The sequence below is a fragment of the Acinetobacter legionensis genome (genome assembly GCF_048551735.1).
Classification (GTDB): Bacteria; Pseudomonadota; Gammaproteobacteria; order Pseudomonadales; family Moraxellaceae; genus Acinetobacter.
Map to the genome: position 1 here is coordinate 22,807 of NZ_JBIMBV010000003.1, position 22,303 is coordinate 45,109.

Annotated in this window: 16 protein-coding genes and 1 pseudogene; 8 read left to right on the forward strand and 9 right to left on the reverse strand. The window is 38.3% G+C overall.

Features of this window, described 5'->3' with window-relative positions:
- Positions 1-48: 48 nt before the first annotated feature.
- On the reverse strand, positions 49-1,833 hold the full coding sequence (gene aspS / locus ACG9ZL_RS03420) for an aspartate--tRNA ligase (RefSeq protein ID WP_336953399.1): 1,785 nt from the start codon (positions 1,831-1,833) through the stop codon (positions 49-51).
- Between the two features lie 193 nt (positions 1,834-2,026).
- Positions 2,027-2,788 (reverse strand): DUF4184 family protein, encoded by a 762-nt coding sequence (locus ACG9ZL_RS03425; RefSeq protein ID WP_419359072.1) that lies wholly within the window; start codon positions 2,786-2,788, stop codon positions 2,027-2,029.
- A 137-nt stretch (positions 2,789-2,925) separates the two neighbouring features.
- Here ACG9ZL_RS03425 and znuD point away from each other — a divergent pair, with 137 nt between their 5' ends.
- The 3 genes from znuD to ACG9ZL_RS03440 all read left to right on the forward strand — a co-directional run bounded on the left by znuD (position 2,926) and on the right by ACG9ZL_RS03440 (position 7,677).
- A complete protein-coding gene (gene znuD, locus ACG9ZL_RS03430; protein ID WP_336953397.1) occupies positions 2,926-5,040 on the forward strand; it encodes a zinc piracy TonB-dependent receptor ZnuD in 2,115 nt (704 codons plus the stop codon).
- Positions 5,041-5,390: 350 nt separating this feature from the next.
- Positions 5,391-6,854: a phospholipase D family protein gene (locus tag ACG9ZL_RS03435; RefSeq protein WP_336953396.1), complete on the forward strand. Its 1,464-nt coding sequence runs from the start codon at positions 5,391-5,393 to the stop codon at positions 6,852-6,854.
- Positions 6,855-6,930: 76 nt separating this feature from the next.
- Positions 6,931-7,677 carry a hypothetical protein gene (locus ACG9ZL_RS03440; RefSeq protein WP_419328088.1) on the forward strand — a complete coding sequence of 249 codons (747 nt, stop codon included), beginning with the start codon at positions 6,931-6,933 and terminating at the stop codon, positions 7,675-7,677.
- Between the two features lie 76 nt (positions 7,678-7,753).
- On the opposite strand, the gene ACG9ZL_RS03445 is transcribed toward ACG9ZL_RS03440, so the two are convergent.
- Positions 7,754-8,203 (reverse strand): hypothetical protein, encoded by a 450-nt coding sequence (locus tag ACG9ZL_RS03445; protein ID WP_336953394.1) that lies wholly within the window; start codon positions 8,201-8,203, stop codon positions 7,754-7,756.
- Positions 8,204-8,372: 169 nt separating this feature from the next.
- Here ACG9ZL_RS03445 and ACG9ZL_RS03450 point away from each other — a divergent pair, with 169 nt between their 5' ends.
- Positions 8,373-8,870: an RcnB family protein gene (locus ACG9ZL_RS03450; protein ID WP_419328087.1), complete on the forward strand. Its 498-nt coding sequence runs from the start codon at positions 8,373-8,375 to the stop codon at positions 8,868-8,870.
- A gap of 161 nt (positions 8,871-9,031) precedes the next feature.
- Here the strand turns inward: ACG9ZL_RS03450 and ACG9ZL_RS03455 are convergent, their stop codons facing one another.
- Positions 9,032-9,526 (reverse strand): phosphate-starvation-inducible protein PsiE, encoded by a 495-nt coding sequence (locus ACG9ZL_RS03455; protein WP_336953392.1) that lies wholly within the window; start codon positions 9,524-9,526, stop codon positions 9,032-9,034.
- Positions 9,527-9,702: 176 nt separating this feature from the next.
- Between ACG9ZL_RS03455 and ACG9ZL_RS03460 the strand changes: the two genes are divergently transcribed.
- Together ACG9ZL_RS03460 and ACG9ZL_RS03465 are read left to right on the forward strand one after the other, a co-directional pair.
- Positions 9,703-10,116 carry an ADP-ribosylation/crystallin J1 gene (locus tag ACG9ZL_RS03460; RefSeq protein WP_336953391.1) on the forward strand — a complete coding sequence of 138 codons (414 nt, stop codon included), beginning with the start codon at positions 9,703-9,705 and terminating at the stop codon, positions 10,114-10,116.
- A gap of 8 nt (positions 10,117-10,124) precedes the next feature.
- Positions 10,125-10,751 carry an FMN-binding negative transcriptional regulator gene (locus tag ACG9ZL_RS03465; protein ID WP_419359075.1) on the forward strand — a complete coding sequence of 209 codons (627 nt, stop codon included), beginning with the start codon at positions 10,125-10,127 and terminating at the stop codon, positions 10,749-10,751.
- A gap of 520 nt (positions 10,752-11,271) precedes the next feature.
- Here the strand turns inward: ACG9ZL_RS03465 and ACG9ZL_RS03470 are convergent.
- The 5 genes and pseudogenes from ACG9ZL_RS03470 to ACG9ZL_RS03490 all read right to left on the reverse strand — a co-directional run bounded on the left by ACG9ZL_RS03470 (position 11,272) and on the right by ACG9ZL_RS03490 (position 19,079).
- The gene (locus ACG9ZL_RS03470; RefSeq protein WP_336953389.1) at positions 11,272-13,053 is read right to left on the reverse strand and encodes an acyl-CoA dehydrogenase C-terminal domain-containing protein; all 1,782 of its coding nucleotides are present in this window, start codon (positions 13,051-13,053) and stop codon (positions 11,272-11,274) included.
- A gap of 192 nt (positions 13,054-13,245) precedes the next feature.
- Entirely contained in the window at positions 13,246-15,048 is a 1,803-nt protein-coding gene (locus ACG9ZL_RS03475; RefSeq protein WP_336953453.1) for an acyl-CoA dehydrogenase C-terminal domain-containing protein, read from the reverse strand.
- Positions 15,049-15,385: 337 nt separating this feature from the next.
- Positions 15,386-15,832 carry a hypothetical protein gene (locus ACG9ZL_RS03480; protein WP_419359076.1) on the reverse strand — a complete coding sequence of 149 codons (447 nt, stop codon included), beginning with the start codon at positions 15,830-15,832 and terminating at the stop codon, positions 15,386-15,388.
- A gap of 310 nt (positions 15,833-16,142) precedes the next feature.
- Complete coding sequence (locus ACG9ZL_RS03485) at positions 16,143-17,789, reverse strand: acyl-CoA synthetase (RefSeq protein WP_419359078.1); 1,647 nt, start codon at positions 17,787-17,789, stop codon at positions 16,143-16,145.
- 234 nt (positions 17,790-18,023) lie between these two features.
- Positions 18,024-19,079: pseudogene (locus ACG9ZL_RS03490) on the reverse strand (AraC family transcriptional regulator).
- A 122-nt stretch (positions 19,080-19,201) separates the two neighbouring features.
- On the opposite strand from ACG9ZL_RS03490, the gene ACG9ZL_RS03495 reads away from it, so the two are divergent.
- Positions 19,202-20,956, forward strand: coding sequence for a neutral/alkaline non-lysosomal ceramidase N-terminal domain-containing protein (locus ACG9ZL_RS03495; RefSeq protein ID WP_419359080.1), 1,755 nt, complete (start codon positions 19,202-19,204; stop codon positions 20,954-20,956).
- 12 nt (positions 20,957-20,968) lie between these two features.
- Positions 20,969-22,282, forward strand: coding sequence for a D-arabinono-1,4-lactone oxidase (locus tag ACG9ZL_RS03500; protein ID WP_419328081.1), 1,314 nt, complete (start codon positions 20,969-20,971; stop codon positions 22,280-22,282).
- The last annotated feature ends 21 nt before the right edge of the window (positions 22,283-22,303 follow it).

Below are 22,303 nucleotides of genomic sequence, written 5' to 3' on the forward strand. Positions count from 1 at the left end.
AACAGAAAACCCTGCATAAAGCAGGGTTTTTGATGAAACAATTAAAAATTATTTAGATTCTTCAGCTTTCGGTTTTTCGCGTAAACGAATACCCAAGTCACGTAATTGATTTGGTTCAACTGGTGCAGGTGCTTGAGTTAATGGACACTCAGCAGTTTTGGTTTTCGGGAAAGCAATCACGTCACGGATAGATGATGAACCTGTCATCAACATCACTAAACGGTCTAGACCGAATGCTAAACCACCATGAGGCGGTGCACCGAATTTTAAAGCATTTAATAAGAAACTGAATTTTTCTTCAGCTTCTTCTTCGCCAATACCTAAAGCTTCAAAAATTGCTTTTTGCATTTCTAAAGTGTAGATACGCAATGAACCACCACCGATTTCGGTACCATTCAATACCATATCGTAAGCAACAGAAAGTGCTGCACCAGGATTGCTTTTCACTTCTTCAACACTTGATTTTGGAAGTGTGAACGGGTGGTGAACAGATGTCCATTTACCATCATCAGTTTCTTCGAACATTGGGAAGTCTACGACCCAAAGTGGCGCCCACTCGGTTGTTGACATGTTCATGTCATGACCGATCTTGATACGTAAAGCACCCATTGCATCATTTACAACTTTGGCTTTATCTGCACCAAAGAATACGATGTCACCGTTTTCAGCACCAACACGCTTTAACAAATCAAGCACGATTGGTTCGATGAATTTAACGATTGGAGATTGAAGACCTTCGATGCCTTTTTCAAGTTCGTTGACTTTAATATAAGCTAAGCCTTTCGCCCCATAAATTCCAACGAATTTAGTGTATTCATCGATTTGGCTACGTGGCAATGAGCCTGCACCAGGTACACGAAGTGCCACAATACGACCTTTAGGATCTTTTGCTGGGCCTGCAAATACTTTGAACTCAACGTCTTGCATCATGTCCGCAACGTCTACAAGTTTCAAAGGAATACGTAAGTCTGGTTTGTCAGATGCATAATCACGCATTGCATCAGCATAAGTCATGCGTTGGAATTTGTCGAATTTCACACCAAGAAGTTCATTGAACATCTTAACGGTCATGCCTTCCATCAAATCCATAATATCGTCATCGTTTAAGAACGATGTTTCGATGTCGATTTGAGTAAATTCAGGTTGACGATCGGCACGTAAGTCTTCGTCACGGAAACATTTTGCGATTTGGTAATAACGATCTACACCACCAACCATCAACAATTGTTTAAACAATTGTGGTGATTGAGGGAGCGCATAAAAGCTACCATTTGAAACACGGCTAGGCACTAAATAGTCACGCGCACCTTCAGGTGTTGCACGTGTCAAAATGGGTGTTTCAACATCCAAGAAGCCGTTTTCATCTAAGTAGTTACGAATTAACGTGGTCACTTTAGAGCGGAAACGTAAACGGTCAATCATTTCTGGACGACGAATATCGAGGAAACGATATTTCAGACGGATTTCTTCAGAAATATTGGCATTTTCATCATTCAATGGGAATGGTGGAGTTTCAGATGCAGCAAGAACTTCGATTTCTTTACCTAAAACTTCGATTTGACCACTCACCATATTGGCATTTTCGGTGCCTTCATAGCGACGACGTACACGTCCTACAATTTTTAATACATATTCTGAACGTGCTTTATCCGCAGTTGCAAATGCTTCTGGAGTATCAGGATCGATGACGACTTGAACGAGACCATCACGATCACGCATATCAAGGAAAATCACTCCACCGTGGTCACGACGACGATGTACCCAGCCACAAAGCGTTACAGTCTGGTCAATTTGAGCTTCGGTTAAAGAACCGCAATAATGAGTTCGCATCATAGCGTTAAAAATCCAACTATATGGGTTAAGGAAGCGAGTACGTAAACAGCGCATCGCCTAAAAATGTAATGTGAGATTATGCCTCTTTGAGAGGTGAGTCACAAGGACTTGGGGCAAAAACTACCACATTGCAGAATAAATTTAAGCTAATTCCGAGAAAGTTTAAGTGACTCAATCGGCAAATAGAGCATCATTAAAAATATTTTTTATAATTTAAATAATGAAATAGAAGACAGCCAAAAGTAAAACAAAGAACAGAAGCTTGAGTAAAGGTTTTCATAAAGAAACCAATCAGTACATACAAATCAGTGTCTTGAGGAGCTAATCCTGTGATTTTGGCAATGTAAACATAATAAATGCAACCGCTAAAAAAAGAGGTTGTAAATAAGGCTATACAGAATATTTGTATTTTAGGATTTCGTATTTGATTGACTTTATATTTAAAAAAGTAATGTAACCCCATCCACATTAAAAACGGTAAAGCCACAACAGAACAGCCGATTTGTAGGACTTTATGCATAGGATAAATACGATCAAACATACTGACAGGTTGGGCTAAAAACTCTTTAAAAGCGAAAGTTCGAAAATCTAAATGGGTTAAACCGTCCCAAATAATATGAGTTGCTGTACCTAAGATAATCGCCAACACTATCCAAATTAGAAATTGAAAAAAATTTGAAAAAGAAGCAATGTTTAATGGTTTTTGAATGCCTAAAAACTTAAATAATAACGGGCGATATAAACTATACCAAAGCAAGCAGAACAATAATCCCACCAATAAATCTGGATAGATGATTCCTTTGAATTGATGATTTAAATAAATTTCAGTTTTAACCAATACTCTATACAAATCTGGTGTCATTGTGCCAATTGCGAGTGCAGCAATCGGTAAGCGATTTCCTGAAAGTTTGGACAAAGGCGGCGCTAAAATAGCATGTGAAAGTGTGAAGGGCATTAGGATATTAAAAAGTTAAGCAATGGTTTTGATCTGATTCTATATAAAAAGCCAAAGAGCAAATGTTTTTTATTGCAAAAATATTGAAATGTTATAATATAACGTAATCCAAAAATACTGAGCTTTGAGAGCATCCCATGTCTTTTACCAAAAGCGCCCTAACACTTTCCATTTCTGCAGTTATTTCAACTTCTATTTGGGCGGAAGATCAAATCAATACTGAAAAAAATCCACAACAATTAGAGACCATTACAGTTGTTGGGCATCCCTTGGTCCGTTCAAGCCAAGATTTTGGTGTTGCAGATGAAACTGTTTCACGTGAAAAACTACAACAGGCTGGCACGACCTTAGGCGAAGCACTCAAAGATGAACTAGGGATTTATTCCAATACATTTGGGGCTGGCTCAAGTCGTCCTGTAATTCGTGGGCAAGAGGGTGCGCGGGTTAAAGTGACTCAGAATGCAACAGAAACCATGGATGTTTCAAGCTTGTCACCAGATCATGCTGTCACTGTAGATCCGCAACTTGCACAAAAAATTGAAGTTATTCGTGGACCATCAACATTATTATATGGGGCTGGGTCTGTGGGTGGCTTAGTCAATGTGGTTGACAGCAAGATTCCGACAGCGATGCCTGAAAATGGTTATGAAGGCAATGTTGGTCTGCGTTATAACACGGGCAACGATGAAAAAATGGCAAATGCTGGGGTGACTGTTGGATTAGGTTCAAATGTTGCATTACGTGTAGAAGGTTTAAAACGTGATGCCAATGATTACATTACCCCGAACTATATCGTAACAGAAGAACATGGTGATCATGCACATAGTACAAAAGAGCGTCGAGTTGGCAATACATTTTCAGAGTCTGAAAATGTAAATGTGGGCTTATCTTGGATCGGTGAACGTGGTTTTGCGGGTGTGTCTTATAGCAACCGCCAAGATCAATACGGTTTACCTGGACATAGTCATGAATATGAGTCATGCCATTTACATGGTTTATCACTCCACTGTGGTGGGCACGATGATGATCATGCAGGCCATGACCATGATGAAGGACATGGACATGGGCATGGTGAGGAAGAGCATGATCATGCTGAAGCAGGGCCATGGATTGATATGAAAACAGAACGTTATGATTTCCGTTCTGAGCTCAATGAACCTTTTGCTGGCTTTAAAAAACTTCGTGCACAAGCAAGTTATACCGACTATCAACATGATGAAATTGAAGGAAGTACAGCAATGACAACCTTCAAGAGCAAAGGTTATGAAGGTCGTGTTGAGTTGTTACACAATCCGATTGCTGCTTGGGAAGGCGTGTGGGGTGTTCAAGCCAGCCAGCAAAAATTAGATATCACAGGTGAAGAAGCGGTTCTTGCGCCAAATAAAACCCAAAAATATAGTGTATTTGGCTTAGAGCATCGCCAATTTGGTGATTTTCATGTGGAATTAGGGACTCGTTTTGATCATCAAACAGTGGATGTTGATTCAGCTCAAAAAGACTTTGATGGTAATGCATTCTCATATTCTGGTGCTGTGAATTGGGCATTTGCACCAAATTACACGCTCTCTTTAACGGGTTCTCATCAAGAGCGATTGCCTTTAGCACAAGAACTTTATGCTGATGGAAAGCATTATGCGACCAATACTTATGAATTGGGCAATCAAGACTTAAATAAAGAGAAGTCAAACAATGTGGAATTAGGTCTTCATTATGACAATGACAAGTTGAGCTATCATGTACATGTCTATCAAAATTGGTTTGATAACTATATTTATGCCAAAACTTTGGATCAATACGAAAACTTCCGTTTGATCAAATACAGTCAAGATAAAGCCAAGTTCTACGGGACAGAAGGTGAAGTCGCTTATCAGTGGAATGATGTGTATAAAACCAGCCTGTTTGGTGACTATGTACGCGGTAAAATTGAAGATGAAAATGCACCACGTGTTCCTGCTGGTCGTTTAGGCGCTCGTGTAAATGCTGAGTTTGATGAGCGTTGGTCTGGTTTAGCAGAATATTCACATGTATTTAACCAAGATAAATTTGCGTCTTATGAACAAGAAACCAAAGGTTATAACATGGTGAACCTAGGTGTTGCTTATCAATATCCTTTGGCCAACAAACAAGAAGCGAAAGTATTCTTTAAAGCCAACAACCTGTTGGACGAGAAGATTTATGAACACACTTCTTTCTTATCGAATATTCCACAAATTGGACGTAACTTTGTCATAGGTATGGACTATAAGTTCTAATTATTTGCAATCATTCACCAAATCGTTATTGAAAAATAAAGGAATTCGACCTAGGCTCTAAGGGTCTGCCAATACTTCATCTGTATTTGCGACAACGAGTGTTTTTTAGAGGATACAAGGCATGATCTATGAAATTTAGTGATCTAAATGAGTAGGTCATAACGATGTAGCATCAAAAAACACTCTAGTCCCTCAAGGGTTGTGGTTAAAATTATCTCAAACATCGTTATGAAACTTGAAAATAGTCTCGCTATTCTCTTCATTTCATGCCTCGTTTGCTCAATTTTAGCCGACAACGCAAGTTATATATGAAATGTTGATAGATCCTAAATTGGTCTAGGTCTTTTCTTATGCGTATCTTCAATAAAATTCAAAACAAACTGAATTGGTCAAAACGTCGTTATTTCGGCATTATTATCGGCATATTGGCCTTAGGATATCTCTCATCTGCGATTTATCATGTTTATAAACCGCTTCCTAAAGGGCTGAATTTTACCGGACCATTGCGTCATGCCAATGTAAAATTTATTGCCGATGAAACTTATATTGATGCGCAAGGGAAGCAGCAACTTGATCAACATATCTTTGATCAAGTGTTACAGCTGATTAAGCAAGCCAAGACTACCATTGTGATCGATATGTTTCTATTTAACAGTGAAGTCGGCGATTCTAAAGTTCAGCAACGAGAATTAACCAAGCAATTAACCCAAGCCTTGATTAATGAAAAAATTGTAAACCCAAGCTTAGAAATTAAGTTTATTACCGATCCTATCAATTCTGTTTATGGTGGAATTCAGCCTGAACAATATCGTCAATTACGTTTAGGCGGTATTGATGTGATTGAAACGAATTTAACACCACTCCGCGCATCTAATCCTACTTGGTCTGGAATATGGTATTTATGTTGTCAGGATATTGGCAATAATCCAAATAAAGGCTGGCTGAATAATCCATTTGGTAAAGAAAAAATTACAGTCCGTAGTTATTTAAATTTATTTAATTTTAAAGCCAATCATCGTAAAACCATCGTGGTCGATACAGCGGAAGGTTGGAAAACCATCGTCACATCCGCCAATCCTCATGATGGTAGTTCACGTCACTCTAACATTGCATTAATGGTTGACGGGGCAACTGCAACAGATATTTTAAATACTGAACAAACCGTCGCGCATATGTCGGGAGGAGATACGCCTTTTGTTGCCTTTGGCAAACTACCTGAAAATCCGAATGATCCTCAGGTTCAAGTACTCACTGAAAAAGCAATTTATGATGCAGTCTTAAACATGTTGGCGTCAGCAAAAGCCAATGATCAAATTGATTTAGCCATGTTCTATTTGTCAGAGCGCCAAATTATTAAAGGTTTAGTTGCTGCCAAGCAACGTGGAGTGAAATTACGTATCTTGCTTGATCCCAATAAAGATGCATTTGGTCGTCAAAAAAATGGTATCCCAAACCGTCAAGTGGCTTCAGAGTTAAATGACGCAGGAATTGATGTGCGTTGGTGTAATACCCAAGGTGAGCAGTGCCATAGTAAGATGATCGTAAAGCATAATGCGCAATCTGCGGAAATGATTTTAGGTTCTGCCAACTTTACCGCACGTAATTTAAAAAATTATAATTTGGAAACTGATTTACGCGTGGTTGGCAATCCACAACAACAAGTCTTTATCGATGCTGAACAGTATTTTAATACGGCTTGGTCAAACTTAAATGGTCGTCAAATGAGTGTGGATTACAGCAAATACGCTGATGAGTCAAAACTTAAATACGGGGTTTACCATTTTATGGAATGGAGTGGTTTGTCGACGTTTTAGTATTTATTTTGCCTAGATTCCTTTATCAATGAGGGAGTCTAGGTGGATAAGAAAAAGATAAGCAGAGTTAGAGTAAATGATTGAAACAATAAAAATATACTTAAATATTTATCAGCAGTTGATAGAAAAGTTTATTGAAAAAGAACAATTATCGATTCAGCAAAAAGATTTAATTTTTAAATCGTTAGCCACTCAGGTTGACATTGACATGCTCTCTAAGTTTGAAACACTCAATCAAGTTGAAATACCAATTGAATATAAAAGATTTTTAACTGAAATTGGTAATGGTACAGGGGATACCTGGGAAAGTGCTGGGATAGGACCTGATCTGGGAATTTTAAAAGTAATATTCCATAAGGACCAATGTCTAATTTTGGGGGATATTTTAATTGATCTGCAAACACCATTTCCATTTGTCGATGCATATAATTTGGAAAATTGGGAGGAACTTGCTGAGCAGTTTAACCAGTGGTTAGAAAAGTATAATACTGAATTTAGAGATAAATTATTTCAGCGCATCGAACCAACAACCGAAGAGTTTGAAAGATTTATTCAGCATCATGGTGAAAATCCACGTGATCAGTATTATGAAAACTTTGAGCTCAATGGGATTTTGCCTATTTGTGGTATTGGTTGTGGTGAATATTATTTTTTAGTCATTACTGGACCATCAAAAGGTGAGATATGGATCGATTCTCGAGATCTATGGGGTGGGATTGCGCCTATATTGGATGAGAGTGGAAGTAGACAAAAATTTGATAGTTGGTATTTCAATTGGTTGAAAGCAGAAGTACTGCATTTGCAAAATAAATTAAAAATATAAGTGAGTAAGAAGCTCAAGTCGATATTTGAGCTTCTTACCGCATAATTCTAAATTTTTGAGATTCATGTAGATTGAATTACTGCGGATTTGGTGGAACTAACTCATCCAAATCTTTATTTGAAATATGATCTAACTCATGTAAATCAGTTTTGATTTTCCATTGGCTTTCATCATCTACAGGTTTTGGGAGACGTGCCTCTAACCAGTCACACACCACATCAGGTGAAAAATCTGCATGGTTACATTGAATCACCCAAGCTAAAAATTGTTTCGCCTCACCATTCATATACGGAGGAGGAGATACGGGTAAAAACTGAGTCGGAAGACGTTCATTTTTAGAAATATAATTTAAAACGTGACCAAGTTCTTGCACAGTTTGCCAGGCTAAAGGGTGGTCAATATTGATTTGAAATTTAAACCACCATGCTTGTTTGCCATCTGAACCATAGCTATCAATAAATGCTTCTTGCACACTTGGGATTTTGCAAAAAAATTGATGTAAACGGTCAAAGCTCAGTTCAGCCACAATACAGCACTCATCAGATTAAAATTATATTTTATCAGATTGATGTCAGAATTTACCTAAGTTGATGTATAAACAATAAAGAAGATTAAATTTTGACTGCAATTCATCCATTATTTATCTTGAATGATATATTAAGCTGTTGTGTATACGTTCAAGTTTGGAGGTTGAAATGAAACAGATACTCAGTTTAAGTGTCTTGATGTTGATGCTTTCAGCAACTTCAACAATGACATGGGCAGACGCTAAAGATTGGGCGAATTATCGCAGTGTTGAGCGGCCTCAAAAGAAATATCCAACAACGACCTATAAATATACAGATCAATATGGCCGCCAAATGTCACAGGAGATTCCTGTTCGACCTCAATACCAGCATTCCTATCCAACGTACCCAAGTTATCCAAATAGGCCCTATCCGCATCCAAATGCCCCATATCCAAGTTACCCACCACAAAATGGTGTGACGATTATTTATAATCACCAGTTTCCAACTCAGACTGAGTATTCCGGTACTAGCTATGGTTATGTAAATGGAGAGGGCGGTCATATAGAAAGCTCACAATACACCTTAATTAGTGATTGGCGCCGTTATGGTTTACCTGATCCTCAGGTTGGTATGCATTGGATTTTCCAAAATGGTCGTTATTTACAAGTGCCTAATAATCGTTGAACATGATTTAAAAACGTCATTATGATCAATATGAATGCATACAAGAGTTTTAACATATTAAAAAGCCCCTTCTCCTTGTTGTTTTGCGCTCCAATAAAGTATTGTTTTGATTTTGCTTAGGAAGAAGGGCTTAGGTTTAGATTAAGAGGAGAGGGGGCAGACTAAGCCAACTCATCGTCTTCTGGTCGCGGTGTTTTACCGTGTGGTAATGATTTTTCAGTGTGCTTATCACGAATAACAGAAGGATATGTCCAAGAAGCATATCTCACGATCAAAATTGCAATGGCTAAGATTAAAACTGACCCTGTGATAATCACTAAATCCATATCGGCTTTATGGTCATGCTGAATATCTGAAATTAGTAATCGCGTGAGTGCGGTGATTGCGATATAGATTAAGAAACGTACAGGCATGTGATTGGTCTTAAAATAGATCCCCACCATTGCGCCTAATTCCAAATAGATGAATAACAACAAAATATCATCAATACTGGCGTATTGTTTCATGGTTAAAATTTCAATAATTGTATGTACCGCTGACCAAGCGATCATACAGCCAATGATAAACAACGCAATATAATGAAATGCTTCTACTGCAATATTGCCCAATTTATCGAGGAGGTTTTCTATTTTTTCTATACGTGGATCTTTATTCATAACATCCTCCATTTGCGTGTGTTCTTTATCATTAAACACTATGCAAATTTCATGCACATGAAAAGTGAAGTAAAATGTTTATGGCGAATAAATAACAACTATTTAATTAAGAAATTGATCATTTCACCTGATTAGTCTATAGATAGATTATTTTCAATACAATTAAAGGAATAACAATGTATTTGTACCGACCAATTGGACTTTTTGAATATCAATTGATTGAAAAGAGTGGCTTTAAAAATTTCCCACCAAGATTGTATTGGCAACCTATTTTCTATCCTGTTTTAAATCAGAAGTATGCTGAAAAAATTGCTTTAGATTGGAATACCAAAGATCAAGCAAGTGGTTATATTGGCTATGTCACACGGTTTGAATTGAATGATGAGTATCTGGCTCAGTTTGAAGTACATACGGTTGGTGATGATTTTTGTCAGGAGTTATGGATCCCAGCTGAGCGACTAGACGAGTTTAATCAGCAAATTATAGGGGAAATTGAAGTGGTTAATATTTTTAAAGGTGAAGCTTTTACTGAAAATGCTGAATTACCTGAAATATTTAAAACCAGCCCAGATGGCTCGAAAGAGTATTAGGAAAAAACATGTATCTTCCTACTCATTTTAAACAAGAGAATCTCACTGAACTTTTCGATTTAATTGAACAGAATCCATTGGGAAGTTTGATGGTTACTTATGACGGTGAAATTGAAGCGAATCATATTCCTTTTGAATTGGATCGTTCAGCTGGCAAGTCTGGATTGTTACGTGGACATATCGCCAAAGCTAATCCTTTATTTAACTTGTTAGAACAGGTTGAATCGGCTTATGTGATTTTCCATGCTGAGCAAAGTTATATTTCACCGAATTGGTATCTAGGAAAATTTGAGCATCATCGGGAAGTACCGACATGGAATTATCGTGTTGTGCATGTGAAGGGAACAATTCGAAAAATAGATGATGAAAAATATTTGCGGGGTATTTTGGCGCGATTGACACGTCAGCATGAAGCACCACAGATTGTACCTTGGAAAATGGGGGATGCGCCGAATGATTATATCGAAGAGCAATTAGAAAAAATTGTGGCGATTGAGATCGAAATAGATTCAATCTTAGGAAAATTTAAAGTCAGTCAAAATCGCAGTGCTGTGGATGCCACAAGTGCAGCAAATGCTTTGCAAACCCAAACTCCAGAGATGGCTGAATCAATTCGGAAGTTTTATCCAAAGTAAGATTTTCTGATGCAACTTGATTTATATTGCGGTCAACTTTTATAGCCACACGATATAATTTTTCTTAATTAATATTTTTAATTAAATCAACTGTATGGAAAAATAAAATTGTTTGAGTATAAAAAGCTTGCAATGTCACATCTTACAACCAAAGTTTAAATTGCTTTGCGTAGGCGATGCCAAACCTTGCGCTGCAAACAAAGCAGTGCTTTGTTTTTGCTCATGGGCGAGGGGTACGTCCTGTACTCCCACCCAACAGCGACATCCATGTCGCTCCACGGTAGGATAATCATCTAGGATTCAAAAGTACAAAATTGAATCGATAATCAACGGTTTCTAAAAGTTTATACAAAAACGTAAATTTCATTTCTGATCAATGACTTGATAGAAATTACTTGTATGAATAATTAGGTGGTTTGACTATAGAACAGTAAATGTTCTAAAAAAAAGCATTAGTTGTAAATAAAAAAACGCCCGAATGATCGGGCGTTTTAATGTCTTATTTCAGTTGATGATGAAATTAAGCCTGATTCGTAAAATAATCTTCGCTGAAATTCATAATAACTTCTGCCCCTGCTTTGATTTTAGCAACACGTGCATTTAAATCAGGCAAGAGGCGTTGGATGAAGTAATGAGTCAATGCAAGTTTGTCTTGGTAGAATTGACCTTGCTTATTTTTTGCAGCATTGGCAATACGAGCAAACATATAAGAGAAGCTTAATAACCCAACGACATGTAAATACTCTACTGCCGCAGCATTTGCGAAATCAGCATTTTCTTTAGCCCGTTCTAAAATATGCTGCGTAATCATATCTACTTCAGTTGCAATATCTAAAGTCGCATCTTTAATGAAGTTTAAGTCTGTATCTAGACCATTAGCAAAATCACGGATTTCTTCAATATATTCAGCAATGAATTCACCATTACATTTAATTGTTTTACGACCAATTAAATCTTGTGACTGAACGCCATTGGTGCCTTCATAGATTTGTGCAATACGTAAGTCACGAACACATTGTTCCATACCCCATTCACGAATATAGCCATGGCCACCAAACACCATTTGCGCGTCAATCGTGGCATTAAAAGCTGTATCCGTTAAATAGGCTTTAGCAATTGGTGTTAATAACGCAACACGATTATTTGCCTTCGCTACAGCTTCAGGATCGGTTGAAAATTTAGTAATGTCAAGTTGTTGACCAACGTAAACAGCAAATGCACGAGAAGCTTCATTGTTGGCACGCGCATTGAGCAACATACGACGTACATCACCATGTACAAGGATGCTGTCAGCAGGTTTGTTTGGTGATTTAACACCTGTTGCACTACGACCTTGTACACGATCAGTCGCATATTGTGCTGCATTTTGGTATGCATATTCAGAAGCACCTAGGCCCTGAATACCCATCGACAAACGTTCGTAATTCATCATCACGAACATCGCTGCTAGTCCTTCATTTTCTTTACCAACAAGGAAGCCTTTGGCTGCATCAAAGTTCATGACACATGTTGCAGACGCTTTGATTCCCATTTTGTGTTCAATTGAACCAGGACCCGCTGTATTACGTTCGCCCAATGAACCATCAGCATTAACAAGGAATTTAGGCACGATAAAGAGTGAGATCCCGCGTGAACCCGCAGGTGCATCAGGTGTTTTTGCTAAAACAAGGTGAATGATGTTGTCAGCAAGATCATGGTCACCACCAGTGATGAAGATTTTAGTACCAGTAATGTTGTACGTACCATCTTGGTTGCGTTCAGCTTTAGTTTTGATAATCCCTAAATCTGTACCTGCATGAGGTTCAGTTAAACACATCGTTCCAGACCATTCACCTGAATAGATTTTAGGTAAATAGGTTTCTTTCTGCTCTTGAGATGCATAGCTGTTTAACGCCATACCAGCACCGACAGAGAGAAGCGGGTAGAGCATGAATGATGGATTGGTAGCAAATAACATTTCATCTGCAAGTACAGTCAGCATTTTTGGCATTGCCTGGCCACCCCATTCCTCTTCAGCACCTAGGCCAATCCAACCGCCTTCAGCATATTGTTGGAATGCTTCTTTAAAACCAGCAGGTGTCGTGACTTTGCCATTTTCATAATGAGCGCCTTCTTCATCACCTGTACGGTTTAAAGGAAGCGTAACATTTTGTGCAAATTTAGCCATTTCTTCTAAAATTGCTTCAGCCGTTGCCGCATCAACATGTGCAAGCTTTTCGTTGGCTTGCCAGAATTGCTCTGCATTGAAAACGTCATTCAGAATGAATTTCATATCTGCAAGTGGCGCATTATAAATTGGCATGTTCGTTCACCTGTTTATTGTTTGAATCTGTAGACTTAGATCAGTTTAACCAACAAACATGTATGTTGTTAGATGGTCTAAGTAAATAACGCTCTATTTATAAAGAAAAAGGACTGCCAAAGCTATGACCGTCCTTTCTCTATTTCTGCACTCTTGAGTACAGTTTTTTAAATGTCTAACTCGACATTCTAATTAGAATGCAAAGTCTTCTGCATCTAATGACATCAATGGATCTAAGCCACCCGCGATCACGTCAACATGTGAGCGAACACGTGGTAAGATTTTCTTGAAGTAGAAACGCGCAGTCTTAATTTTTGCATTATAGAAGCCAGTTTCAGTAGAACCTTCAGCAAGCTTTTGTTGTGCGACAAGCGCCATGCGAGCCCATAAGAATGCAAGTGTTACATAACCAGAGAAGTATAGGTAGTCAACCGCAGCTGCGCCAACTTCATCCGGGTTTTGCATTGCTTTCATACCGATTTGCATGGTTAAATCACCCCACTCTTTGTTTAGAGCAGCAAGTGGTTCAACAAATTCTTTCAGTTCAGCATTGTCTTTGTTTGCTTCAGCAAATTTATGGATGATCTTGGTGAAGTCTTTCAACATTGCACCTTGCGTACCCAATACTTTACGGCCTAACAAATCAAGTGCTTGGATTTCAGTTGTACCTTCGTATAAGCAAGAGATACGTGTATCACGTACAATTTGCTCCATACCATGTTCAGAAATAAAGCCGTGACCACCAAATACTTGTACACCGTGTTTCGCTGATTCAGAACCTGTTTCAGTTAAGAACGCTTTCGCAATTGGTGTTAATAATGACAAGATGTTGTCAGCAAATTTACGATCTTCTTCAGTGACACCTTGCTCTACGATATCTGCATATTGAGATAAGAAGTAAACCAATGCACGGCCACCTTCAGCAAATGCCTTTTGCGTCATCAACATGTTACGTACAGCTGGGTGAACAATGATTGGATCAGCTTCTTTCTCTGGTGCTTTAGGACCAGAAAGTGAGCGCATTGCTAAACGATCTTTCGCATATGCAAGTGCGCCTTGGAAAGATGATTCAGATGCTGTTAAACCTTGAACAGCAGTACCAATACGTGCAGTGTTCATAAAGGTAAACATTGCATGTAAACCACGGTTTTCAGGTCCAATCAAGAAACCTTTTGCGTTATCAAAATTGATCACACACGTTGCGTTACCGTGGATACCCATTTTGTGTTCAATTGAACCACAACGAACTGCATTACGGTCTGCAATAGAACCATCTGCATTTACATTGAACTTAGGTACGATGAATAACGAGATACCTTTAGTACCTTTAGGAGCACCTGGTAAACGCGCCAAGACGATGTGAACGATGTTCTCCGCCATATCGTGTTCACCAGCAGAGATAAAGATTTTCTCGCCAGAGATTGCATAGCTACCATCTGCTTGTGGCTCAGCTTTAGAACGGATAATCCCTAAGTCAGAACCTGCATGAGATTCTGTTAAGCACATAGTACCAGTCCACTCACCTGAAACAAGTTTAGGTAAATATGTTGCTTTTTGCTCAGCAGAACCATGATGCTCAATCGTACGAACCGCACCATGTGAAAGACCTGGGTACATACCCCACGCCCAGTTTGCCGCACCCACCATTTCAGAAATAGCTGTTGCTAAAGAACCAGGTAAACCTTGACCGCCATGCTCTTCTGGAACTGAAAGAGAAGGGAAGCCTAATTCTACATATTTGTCATAGGCTGCTTTAAAGCCTGTAGGTGTGGTGACTACACCATCATTCCATTTACAGCCTTCACTGTCACCGATTTGGTTAAGTGGAGATAATTCATTTTCACAGAAATCCGCGCCAGCTTCTAAATATTGATCAATCAATTCACGGCTTACGGTTTCTTGGAATGCAGGGAGTTTCGCGTAATGTTCTTCAGCATTTAATAACTCATGCAAAACGAAGTGCATATCACGTAAGGGTGCTTTGTATTGTGGCATATCGGTTTCCTCAATACTGGTTAAACCAGATTTATAATCTTCATAAATACGACGTGTGTCTTCTATGACACATATTTGTTCCGCTACATCGTGCAACATCTTATAGTGACGTACAAGTATTTCATGGTTAATTCTCTGTGACTGTAAAGTCAAAGAAAAAAGGCTTGAAAGCTGTAAGTATATTGAGTGTAAACACTTTTCATTGAAAAATAAGGATACAAATAGTCAAAATCGTAAAAACTTGTGTCCAATAAAATGCCAGTCAAAATATGCCTCTCAATGATTTAAACCAATAGACGAATTGCATGTTTTGTTGATGGTGATATTTTTATGGCAATCATTGACTCCAAAGCCGATCCACAATGTATTCTACCGAATATTCAAAGTATCGTCCTGCTTGATCTTTATTACGTTGAAACAATTGATGTTTAAATGCTTTAAAATTGAGTTTTAAAAAGTTATAAAAATACCCGCCTGAGAAAATGGTGCGGAGGTAAAAAGCATTGATGAAATCATTTGCGTGTTGAGTATTAAAATCTGAGCTTTTAATCCGCTGGACAATTTCAGTAAGTTCTTGTTTTGAAATATTGTGGATGATTTTAGGCTCAGGTAGGCAAATATCAAAGCTTAAATTTTCAATACCTTCGGCTTCCCACCACTCCCAAAGTTCATATTGAGAAATGTCTTTACTGGTAATTTCTGTAAGTGTTTCACTGAGTTTTTGATATTCAAGCGAATCTTCATCACCAAACTCATCGCAATAGTCTATGTAATTGGTAATCAATTCGAACACAGTTGGATAAAGTTGTTGTGCTGTTTAAAAATCGGGTTCTATTTATGTACGAAGTTTATTCATCGTTTACTATGTTTAAATGATCAAAAAGTTTTAATGATGCTATCAATAAGCGACAAGAAAAGCATAATTTCTAAAATGAAGTCGAGAAATGAGAAATTAAAGTTTTAAGCCCATTTTTACCAATTTATTTTATTCTTTCAGCAATTTACCTCTCTCTCCAGGATGACCTTCTAAATAAAAACAGTCGTTTATTTTTACTGGGAAGAGGAGGGTAAATTGGATGATTCAAACGGGTAGGCTAATTAAACTCGCCCACTGAGCGCTCTTTTGCCCAGTCACGTAAGATAAATTTTTGCAATTTACCTGTCGATGTTTTTGGAATCTCACAAATCACTACACTTTTAGGGACTTTAAAGCGTGCCAAATGCTGTTTACAGAATTCAATCACCTCTTCAGGTGTGGTCTCTGCACCTTGTTTAAGTTCTATAAAGGCACAAGGAACTTCTTGCCAACGCGGATCGGGTTGCGCAACCACTGCCGCTGTCATAATTGCAGGATGAGTATAAAGAACCTCTTCAACCTCTAAAGATGAGATATTTTCACCGCCTGAAATAATGATGTCTTTTGAACGGTCCATAATTTTTGCATAACCATCAGGTTGGCAAACCGCTAAATCACCGGTATGAAACCAGCCACCTTTAAAGGCTTCTTCTGTGGCTTTAGTATTTTTTAAATAGCCTTTCATGACGATGTTGCCACGGAACATAATTTCTCCCATGGTCTTGCCATCATTAGGCACAGGTTGCATCGTTTCAGCATCCAACACACGCATACCATCTTGTAATGGATAAGGTACACCTTGGCGCGAGTGTAGTTGAGCTTGCTCTTGAATAGACAGTTCACTCCAACCTGCTTGAGATGCACACAATGCAGAAGGGCCATAAGTTTCAGTGAGACCATAGACATGATTGACTTGAATGCCGATATGATGCATTCCTTCAATAATTGCCGCAGGCGGTGCAGCCCCAGCCACCATTACTTCTACATGATGTTTAAATTTAATTTGTTGCTCTTTTGGAGTGTTGATCAACATTGAAAGGACAATCGGTGCACCACAGAAATAGTCAACTTTGTATTGATCAATGAGTTGATAAACCAACTTAGGATCAATTTTACGTAAACAGATATTGGTACCGCCATTGGCTGCAACAGTCCAAGCAAAACACCACCCATTGCAATGGAATAGCGGAAGTGTCCATAAATATTTACAACGTGGCGTCATACCGCAGGCAATGATATTACTGGCAGCATTGATATAAGCGCCACGATGGTGATAAACCACTCCTTTTGGATTGCCTGTGGTCCCTGAGGTATAATTTAGACTAATCGCATCCCATTCATCCTGAGGTAAATGCCACTCAAAATCTGCATTGCCACCTTTTAGCCATTCCTCATATTCAATTTGACCAATACGCGCTGTAGCCTCATTATTTTCGTATTCCTCATCTGCAACATCAATGATATAGATTTGTTGATCAATAAGCGCTACAGCTTCTTTAGCTAAAGCCGCAAACTCTGGATCAACCAAAAGGACTTTGGTTTCAGCATGTTCTAACATAAATGCAATGGTTTTGGCATCTAAACGAGTATTGAGGGTATTTAAAACGGCGCCAGCCATGGGTACTGCAAAATGTGCTTCGACCATCGCAGGGATATTGGGTAAAAGAACAGAAACAGTATCGTTTTTTTGAATCCCAAGATTTTGTAATTGATGGGCAAATTGACGACAACGGGTATAGGTATCACGCCAAGAGATATGACGAGCGCCATGTACAATCGCATCTTGATTTGGATAAATGTAGGCTGCACGTTCTAGATAACGTAAAGGTGATAATGCTACAAAGTTTGCAGGGGTACGTGGTAATTGATCATAGGCACTAACCATGTTTAGCTCCATCTATATTTGTTCTAATTTCCGTGTTTAAAAGATATGCATAAGCCTATAAGAATTCATTTAGGCTTTAGTCGAGTATTTCAGCTAAATATACATCGTTAGACATCTTTACCATTGTTTAAATATTTTGTAATATTTAATTTATTGAATTAAATTAATATTTTGGACATTTGATGTAAATATTAATCCTGATTTTATTCAGAATCTTATTTAAAATCTCATCATTTAAATACGAATAACTGAACCCATCAGTTTCGCTTTTTTGTATTCCGTTGGCGAAGATCCAGTCCATTTTTTAAATGCACGACGAAATTCCCTTAACTCACTAAAACCAAGATTGAAACTGATTTCACTAATCGATTGATTTTCTTCAATCCACTGTTTGGCTTTTTTTTCTAACACCAGTTGCTTTAATAACTGAAAATTTAGCCCCTCATTGAGTAGTAAACGCCGTAAATGACGTTCGCTAAAATGAAAATATTGCGCTGCTAGTTGCATATCAAAGCGTTCAGGTAGATGGCTTTCAATCAAATGTGCTAATACCTTTGCCAAACTGTGCTGATTCATTTGATCAAATTGTTTTAAAGCTTGATCACAAATCAGAATTGCGCTTTGATAATTGACAGGGCTATAGTTTTTGAGTCTTCTCGACAAGAGTGTTTTGTTAAATCTGATAATATTTTTAGTCGATTTAAAATAAATCGGGCAATTGAAAATTCTTTTATAATCATTGAGGTATGCTGAATGATCGTAGCTAAGTTCCAGACTCACCAACTCATAGCTATCGTCTAGCATCATATTGACACAGGTAATAATACTGGCAAATACTTCATCACAGAAAAATGCTTTTAGCTCACCACAGTTACTTCGCTCAGAAAGTTCAATTTCACAATAATCATCAACAAGATTGACGGTTAAATCTAAGACACTACCTGAAATGGGATGATAGTGCAGTGCGGTCTCCAATGCTTCAGCTACTGTTTTGCAGGCTTGCATGGCAAAGCCTAAAATACCAATTGAAATCTAACCTTCACTACTGCCCAGCAATAAACCTAAATTTTGTTGCTGAGTATCTTTAACTGCGAGATGAATAACCTCACACAGTTCTGAAAAACCAACAAAACCATGCCCTTGGCGAATTTTTTCCAAATCTAAATTTTGTGCTGTAAACCAAATGTCATATTGCCAGTGTCGTTGTTCGGCATAATGAATCAAACTCGTCAATATCATTGGTGGAATATAAAATTGAGAATTGGCAATTTCCTTTTGCTGCAAGCTCATAAAGTCCGCTTCGCCCCCCATATTATTGTTGCTTTTACCCTAGTTGGTATCGCATATTTTTGATTAAGATTCAATCTACTTCTCGTGTTCGCTGATATAAAAAAGATAAAGGATGATCGCATATGTTTTTGGTGGGGTGGGATAAGCAAGAAATAAACATTCAGCCGCAAGGTTATGCCATGTTTGGTTATGGTATGTGGTCGCATCGTGCTTATGAAAAGCGTACAGCTTTGTTTGCTCGATCATTTAGTATTCGTAGTTTAGCTTTAGAACAGCCGATTATTTTTTGTTGTCTGGATTTTGGTTGTATTACATATGCGATAAGAAGCGGCGTTGTTGAGCGCTTAAAGCAAAAATTTACAGACCAATTTAATGAACAGCATTTGGTATTGATGGCAACGCATACTCACTCTGGGCCAGGCGGTTGTGCGTATGAAGCGTTATATAATATGCCGACTCCGGGTTTTGTAGCAGAGCATCTCGAAACTGTGATTAATGCGGTCATGCTCAGTATTTCCAATGCTATAGGCACAGAGAAAGAAACTGAAATTCGTTATCAATGTTGTCAATTTCCTCACGATATTCCTGTGGCATGGAATAGATCCTTGCAGGCTTATAATCGTAACCCAGATGTGATTCAAAGAACCGAAGCAGAAACTCATCTCGCCTTAAACCGTGAAATGCAATTAATAGGTTTTTATCGGGACGATCAATTATGTTCTTTTATTTCATTATTTGGGGTGCATGCAACATGTTTGAGTAGCCAACTCAAAGCACATGATGGTGATAATAAAGGCTATGCTTCGGCATTAAGTGAGCAATACTTATTAACACAAGGCATTCAACAACCTGTTGCAATTTTTGCACAAGCAACAGCAGGTGATGTATCGCCACATTTTCATGGTCCTAAACAAGATGCGATTCGCAAGAAAGTTAAGGGTGAAAAAGAATATCAATATGCTGAGCAAAATGGGCGTTTTCAAAGTGAAATTGCGCTTAAAGCACTGACTACACCGATTGAAAAAAATACCAACATAGTAATGGAAGCATGTTTACTCCAAGGTGGTATCGATGCTGTTTTATCCTATGTAGATCTGAGTCAAGTTGATGTGCCAAGTGAATTTAGTCAGGGAATCCAAGGGGCTAAAACCAGTGCAGCTTGTCATGGTGTCGGCTTCTTTGGGGGAACGCCTATAGATGGTAAGGGGACACCTAAAGCGATTCTTAAAGTGATGTCTTTACTGGCTAAGCGAGTACGTAAGCAACGTTTAGTAAACTCGAATTCTCCACATTACAGCAAATATAAAGCACTCTATGACTCACAATTCCCGAAAGAGATTGTTTTAGAAAGTCCTGACAATCAGTTGTTGGGTCAACATTTAGATTTTCCCCCAAGTATTTTTGATCCTTTAATTGCAGAAATGAATCGCCAAGTCAAAGCTGGTGCCATTCAAGATAGCCCACTGGTTCCGAGTGTTATTCCGCTACAGATAATCCAAATTGGTCAATTGGCCTTGATTTGTTGCCCCGGAGAAATAACTACAACAGCAGGGCAACGAGTGATTCAGACTGTGACAAAACAGTTTGCAATCTATCGGGGTATTTCAAAGGTTGGTTTGGTGTCTTATTGCAATGATTATATGGGCTATATCACCACCAATGAAGAATATCAGCAACAAGCTTATGAAGGTGCACATACCTTATATGGCCAATGGACACATGCTGCAATTCAGTACAAATTTTGGCAATTAGCAGCGCAGTTAAATCTAGATAAATCTCAACGCGAATATGATCAAGTCACACGCCCATCAACGATTCCACTACACGAAATAGAAAAAAGAACAAATCACGGCAATTTAAAAACTGCTGTACGCTAAAGGATGAGCATTATGAATCAGTTGATTAATCAAGCACCAAACAAGCACAAATCAAATCAGCAAAAATGGAACAATTGGTCGGGCTATCAACAGTCTCACCCTGAGCTGATTTTAAAGCCTGATAGTCTTGACGAGTTAAAACACATTGTCGAAACCCAAGCAAAGATTCGGGTGGTGGGAGCAGGTCATTCATTTACACCTTTGGTGTGTACTGATGCAACATTGCTGTCTTTGGATGGTCTTTCTGGTGTGGATCAAGTCAATACTGAATTTGCTCAAGCCAGTATTTGGGCGGGAACACGATTATTTAATTTAGGGCAATATTTAGAACCGATGCAACAGTCATTAATGCAACAGGGTGATATTGACCAGCAAAGTTTAGCTGGTGCTGTTTCAACAGGAACCCATGGTACTGGCATAGGCTTATATTGCATTTCCGGTTATGTACAAGCATTTGAATTACTCACAGCATCAGGAGAAACACTTCATTGTAATCACCATGAAAATCCAGATATTTTTGCTGCAGGACGAGTGTCTTTAGGGAGTTTAGGGATTTTGACTAAAATCACCATGCAAAATAAACCACGTTATAAACTCAAAGAGCAAGTTAGACTGTGCGCGGTCCAAGACTTTATTCAAAATATTGACCAATGGAAAGCACAATATCGGCATATTGAGTGTTTTGCATTTTCTCATGCAGATAAGTTGATTTTAAAAACCTTAGATATTACTGAAGATGAGATTCAACCAAGAACTGAATCATGGCCATCTGAAGATACGTTATTAACCTTATGTTGCGAGTTAACCAAATCTTTTCCGGCATTGAATCCAAAACTACAAAAGCTCTTAGGCGTTTTTATTAAGCCAAGCACATTTGTTGATTGGTCAGGCAAGATTTTCCCGACACCGCGTGAAACGAAATTTAATGAAATGGAATATCAGGTTCCAGTTGAATTGGGTGTGGAATGTTTGCAAGCTGTTCTAGCAGCGCTAAAAAACTCAAAAATACAAACCTTTTTCCCTGTGGAGTTTCGATTTGTCAAAGGTGATGATATTTGGTTGAGTCCGTTTTATCAGCGGGACTCTATTTCCATCTCAGTACACCAATATCATAAGCAAGCACCTAGACAATTATTTGATGAAGTTGAGTCGATTTTGCAACATTATCAGGGACGACCACATTGGGGGAAAATGCATAGTATGACAGCAACACAACTTCAGACCTTATACCCTAAGTGGGATGCCTTTATGCAGTTGCGAGAACGACTTGATCCAAGCGGAAAGTTTTTAAATCCTTATTTAGAAAAGCTATTCTTATCTGAATAATGGATAAAATTAAGTGAATGG

Bases quoted from the DNA above. Each gene is read 5' to 3' on its own strand.
- aspS (WP_336953399.1), bottom strand. From the start codon at position 1,833: ATGATGCGAACTCATTATTGCGGTTCTTTAACCGAAGCTCAAATTGAC.
- ACG9ZL_RS03425 (WP_419359072.1), bottom strand. From the start codon at position 2,788: ATGCCCTTCACACTTTCACATGCTATTTTAGCGCCGCCTTTGTCCAAA.
- znuD (WP_336953397.1), top strand. From the start codon at position 2,926: ATGTCTTTTACCAAAAGCGCCCTAACACTTTCCATTTCTGCAGTTATT.
- ACG9ZL_RS03435 (WP_336953396.1), top strand. From the start codon at position 5,391: ATGCGTATCTTCAATAAAATTCAAAACAAACTGAATTGGTCAAAACGT.
- ACG9ZL_RS03440 (WP_419328088.1), top strand. From the start codon at position 6,931: ATGATTGAAACAATAAAAATATACTTAAATATTTATCAGCAGTTGATA.
- ACG9ZL_RS03450 (WP_419328087.1), top strand. From the start codon at position 8,373: ATGAAACAGATACTCAGTTTAAGTGTCTTGATGTTGATGCTTTCAGCA.
- ACG9ZL_RS03455 (WP_336953392.1), bottom strand. From the start codon at position 9,526: ATGAATAAAGATCCACGTATAGAAAAAATAGAAAACCTCCTCGATAAA.
- ACG9ZL_RS03460 (WP_336953391.1), top strand. From the start codon at position 9,703: ATGTATTTGTACCGACCAATTGGACTTTTTGAATATCAATTGATTGAA.
- ACG9ZL_RS03465 (WP_419359075.1), top strand. From the start codon at position 10,125: ATGTATCTTCCTACTCATTTTAAACAAGAGAATCTCACTGAACTTTTC.
- ACG9ZL_RS03470 (WP_336953389.1), bottom strand. From the start codon at position 13,053: ATGCCAATTTATAATGCGCCACTTGCAGATATGAAATTCATTCTGAAT.
- ACG9ZL_RS03475 (WP_336953453.1), bottom strand. From the start codon at position 15,048: ATGCCACAATACAAAGCACCCTTACGTGATATGCACTTCGTTTTGCAT.
- ACG9ZL_RS03485 (WP_419359078.1), bottom strand. From the start codon at position 17,789: ATGGTTAGTGCCTATGATCAATTACCACGTACCCCTGCAAACTTTGTA.
- ACG9ZL_RS03495 (WP_419359080.1), top strand. From the start codon at position 19,202: ATGTTTTTGGTGGGGTGGGATAAGCAAGAAATAAACATTCAGCCGCAA.
- ACG9ZL_RS03500 (WP_419328081.1), top strand. From the start codon at position 20,969: ATGAATCAGTTGATTAATCAAGCACCAAACAAGCACAAATCAAATCAG.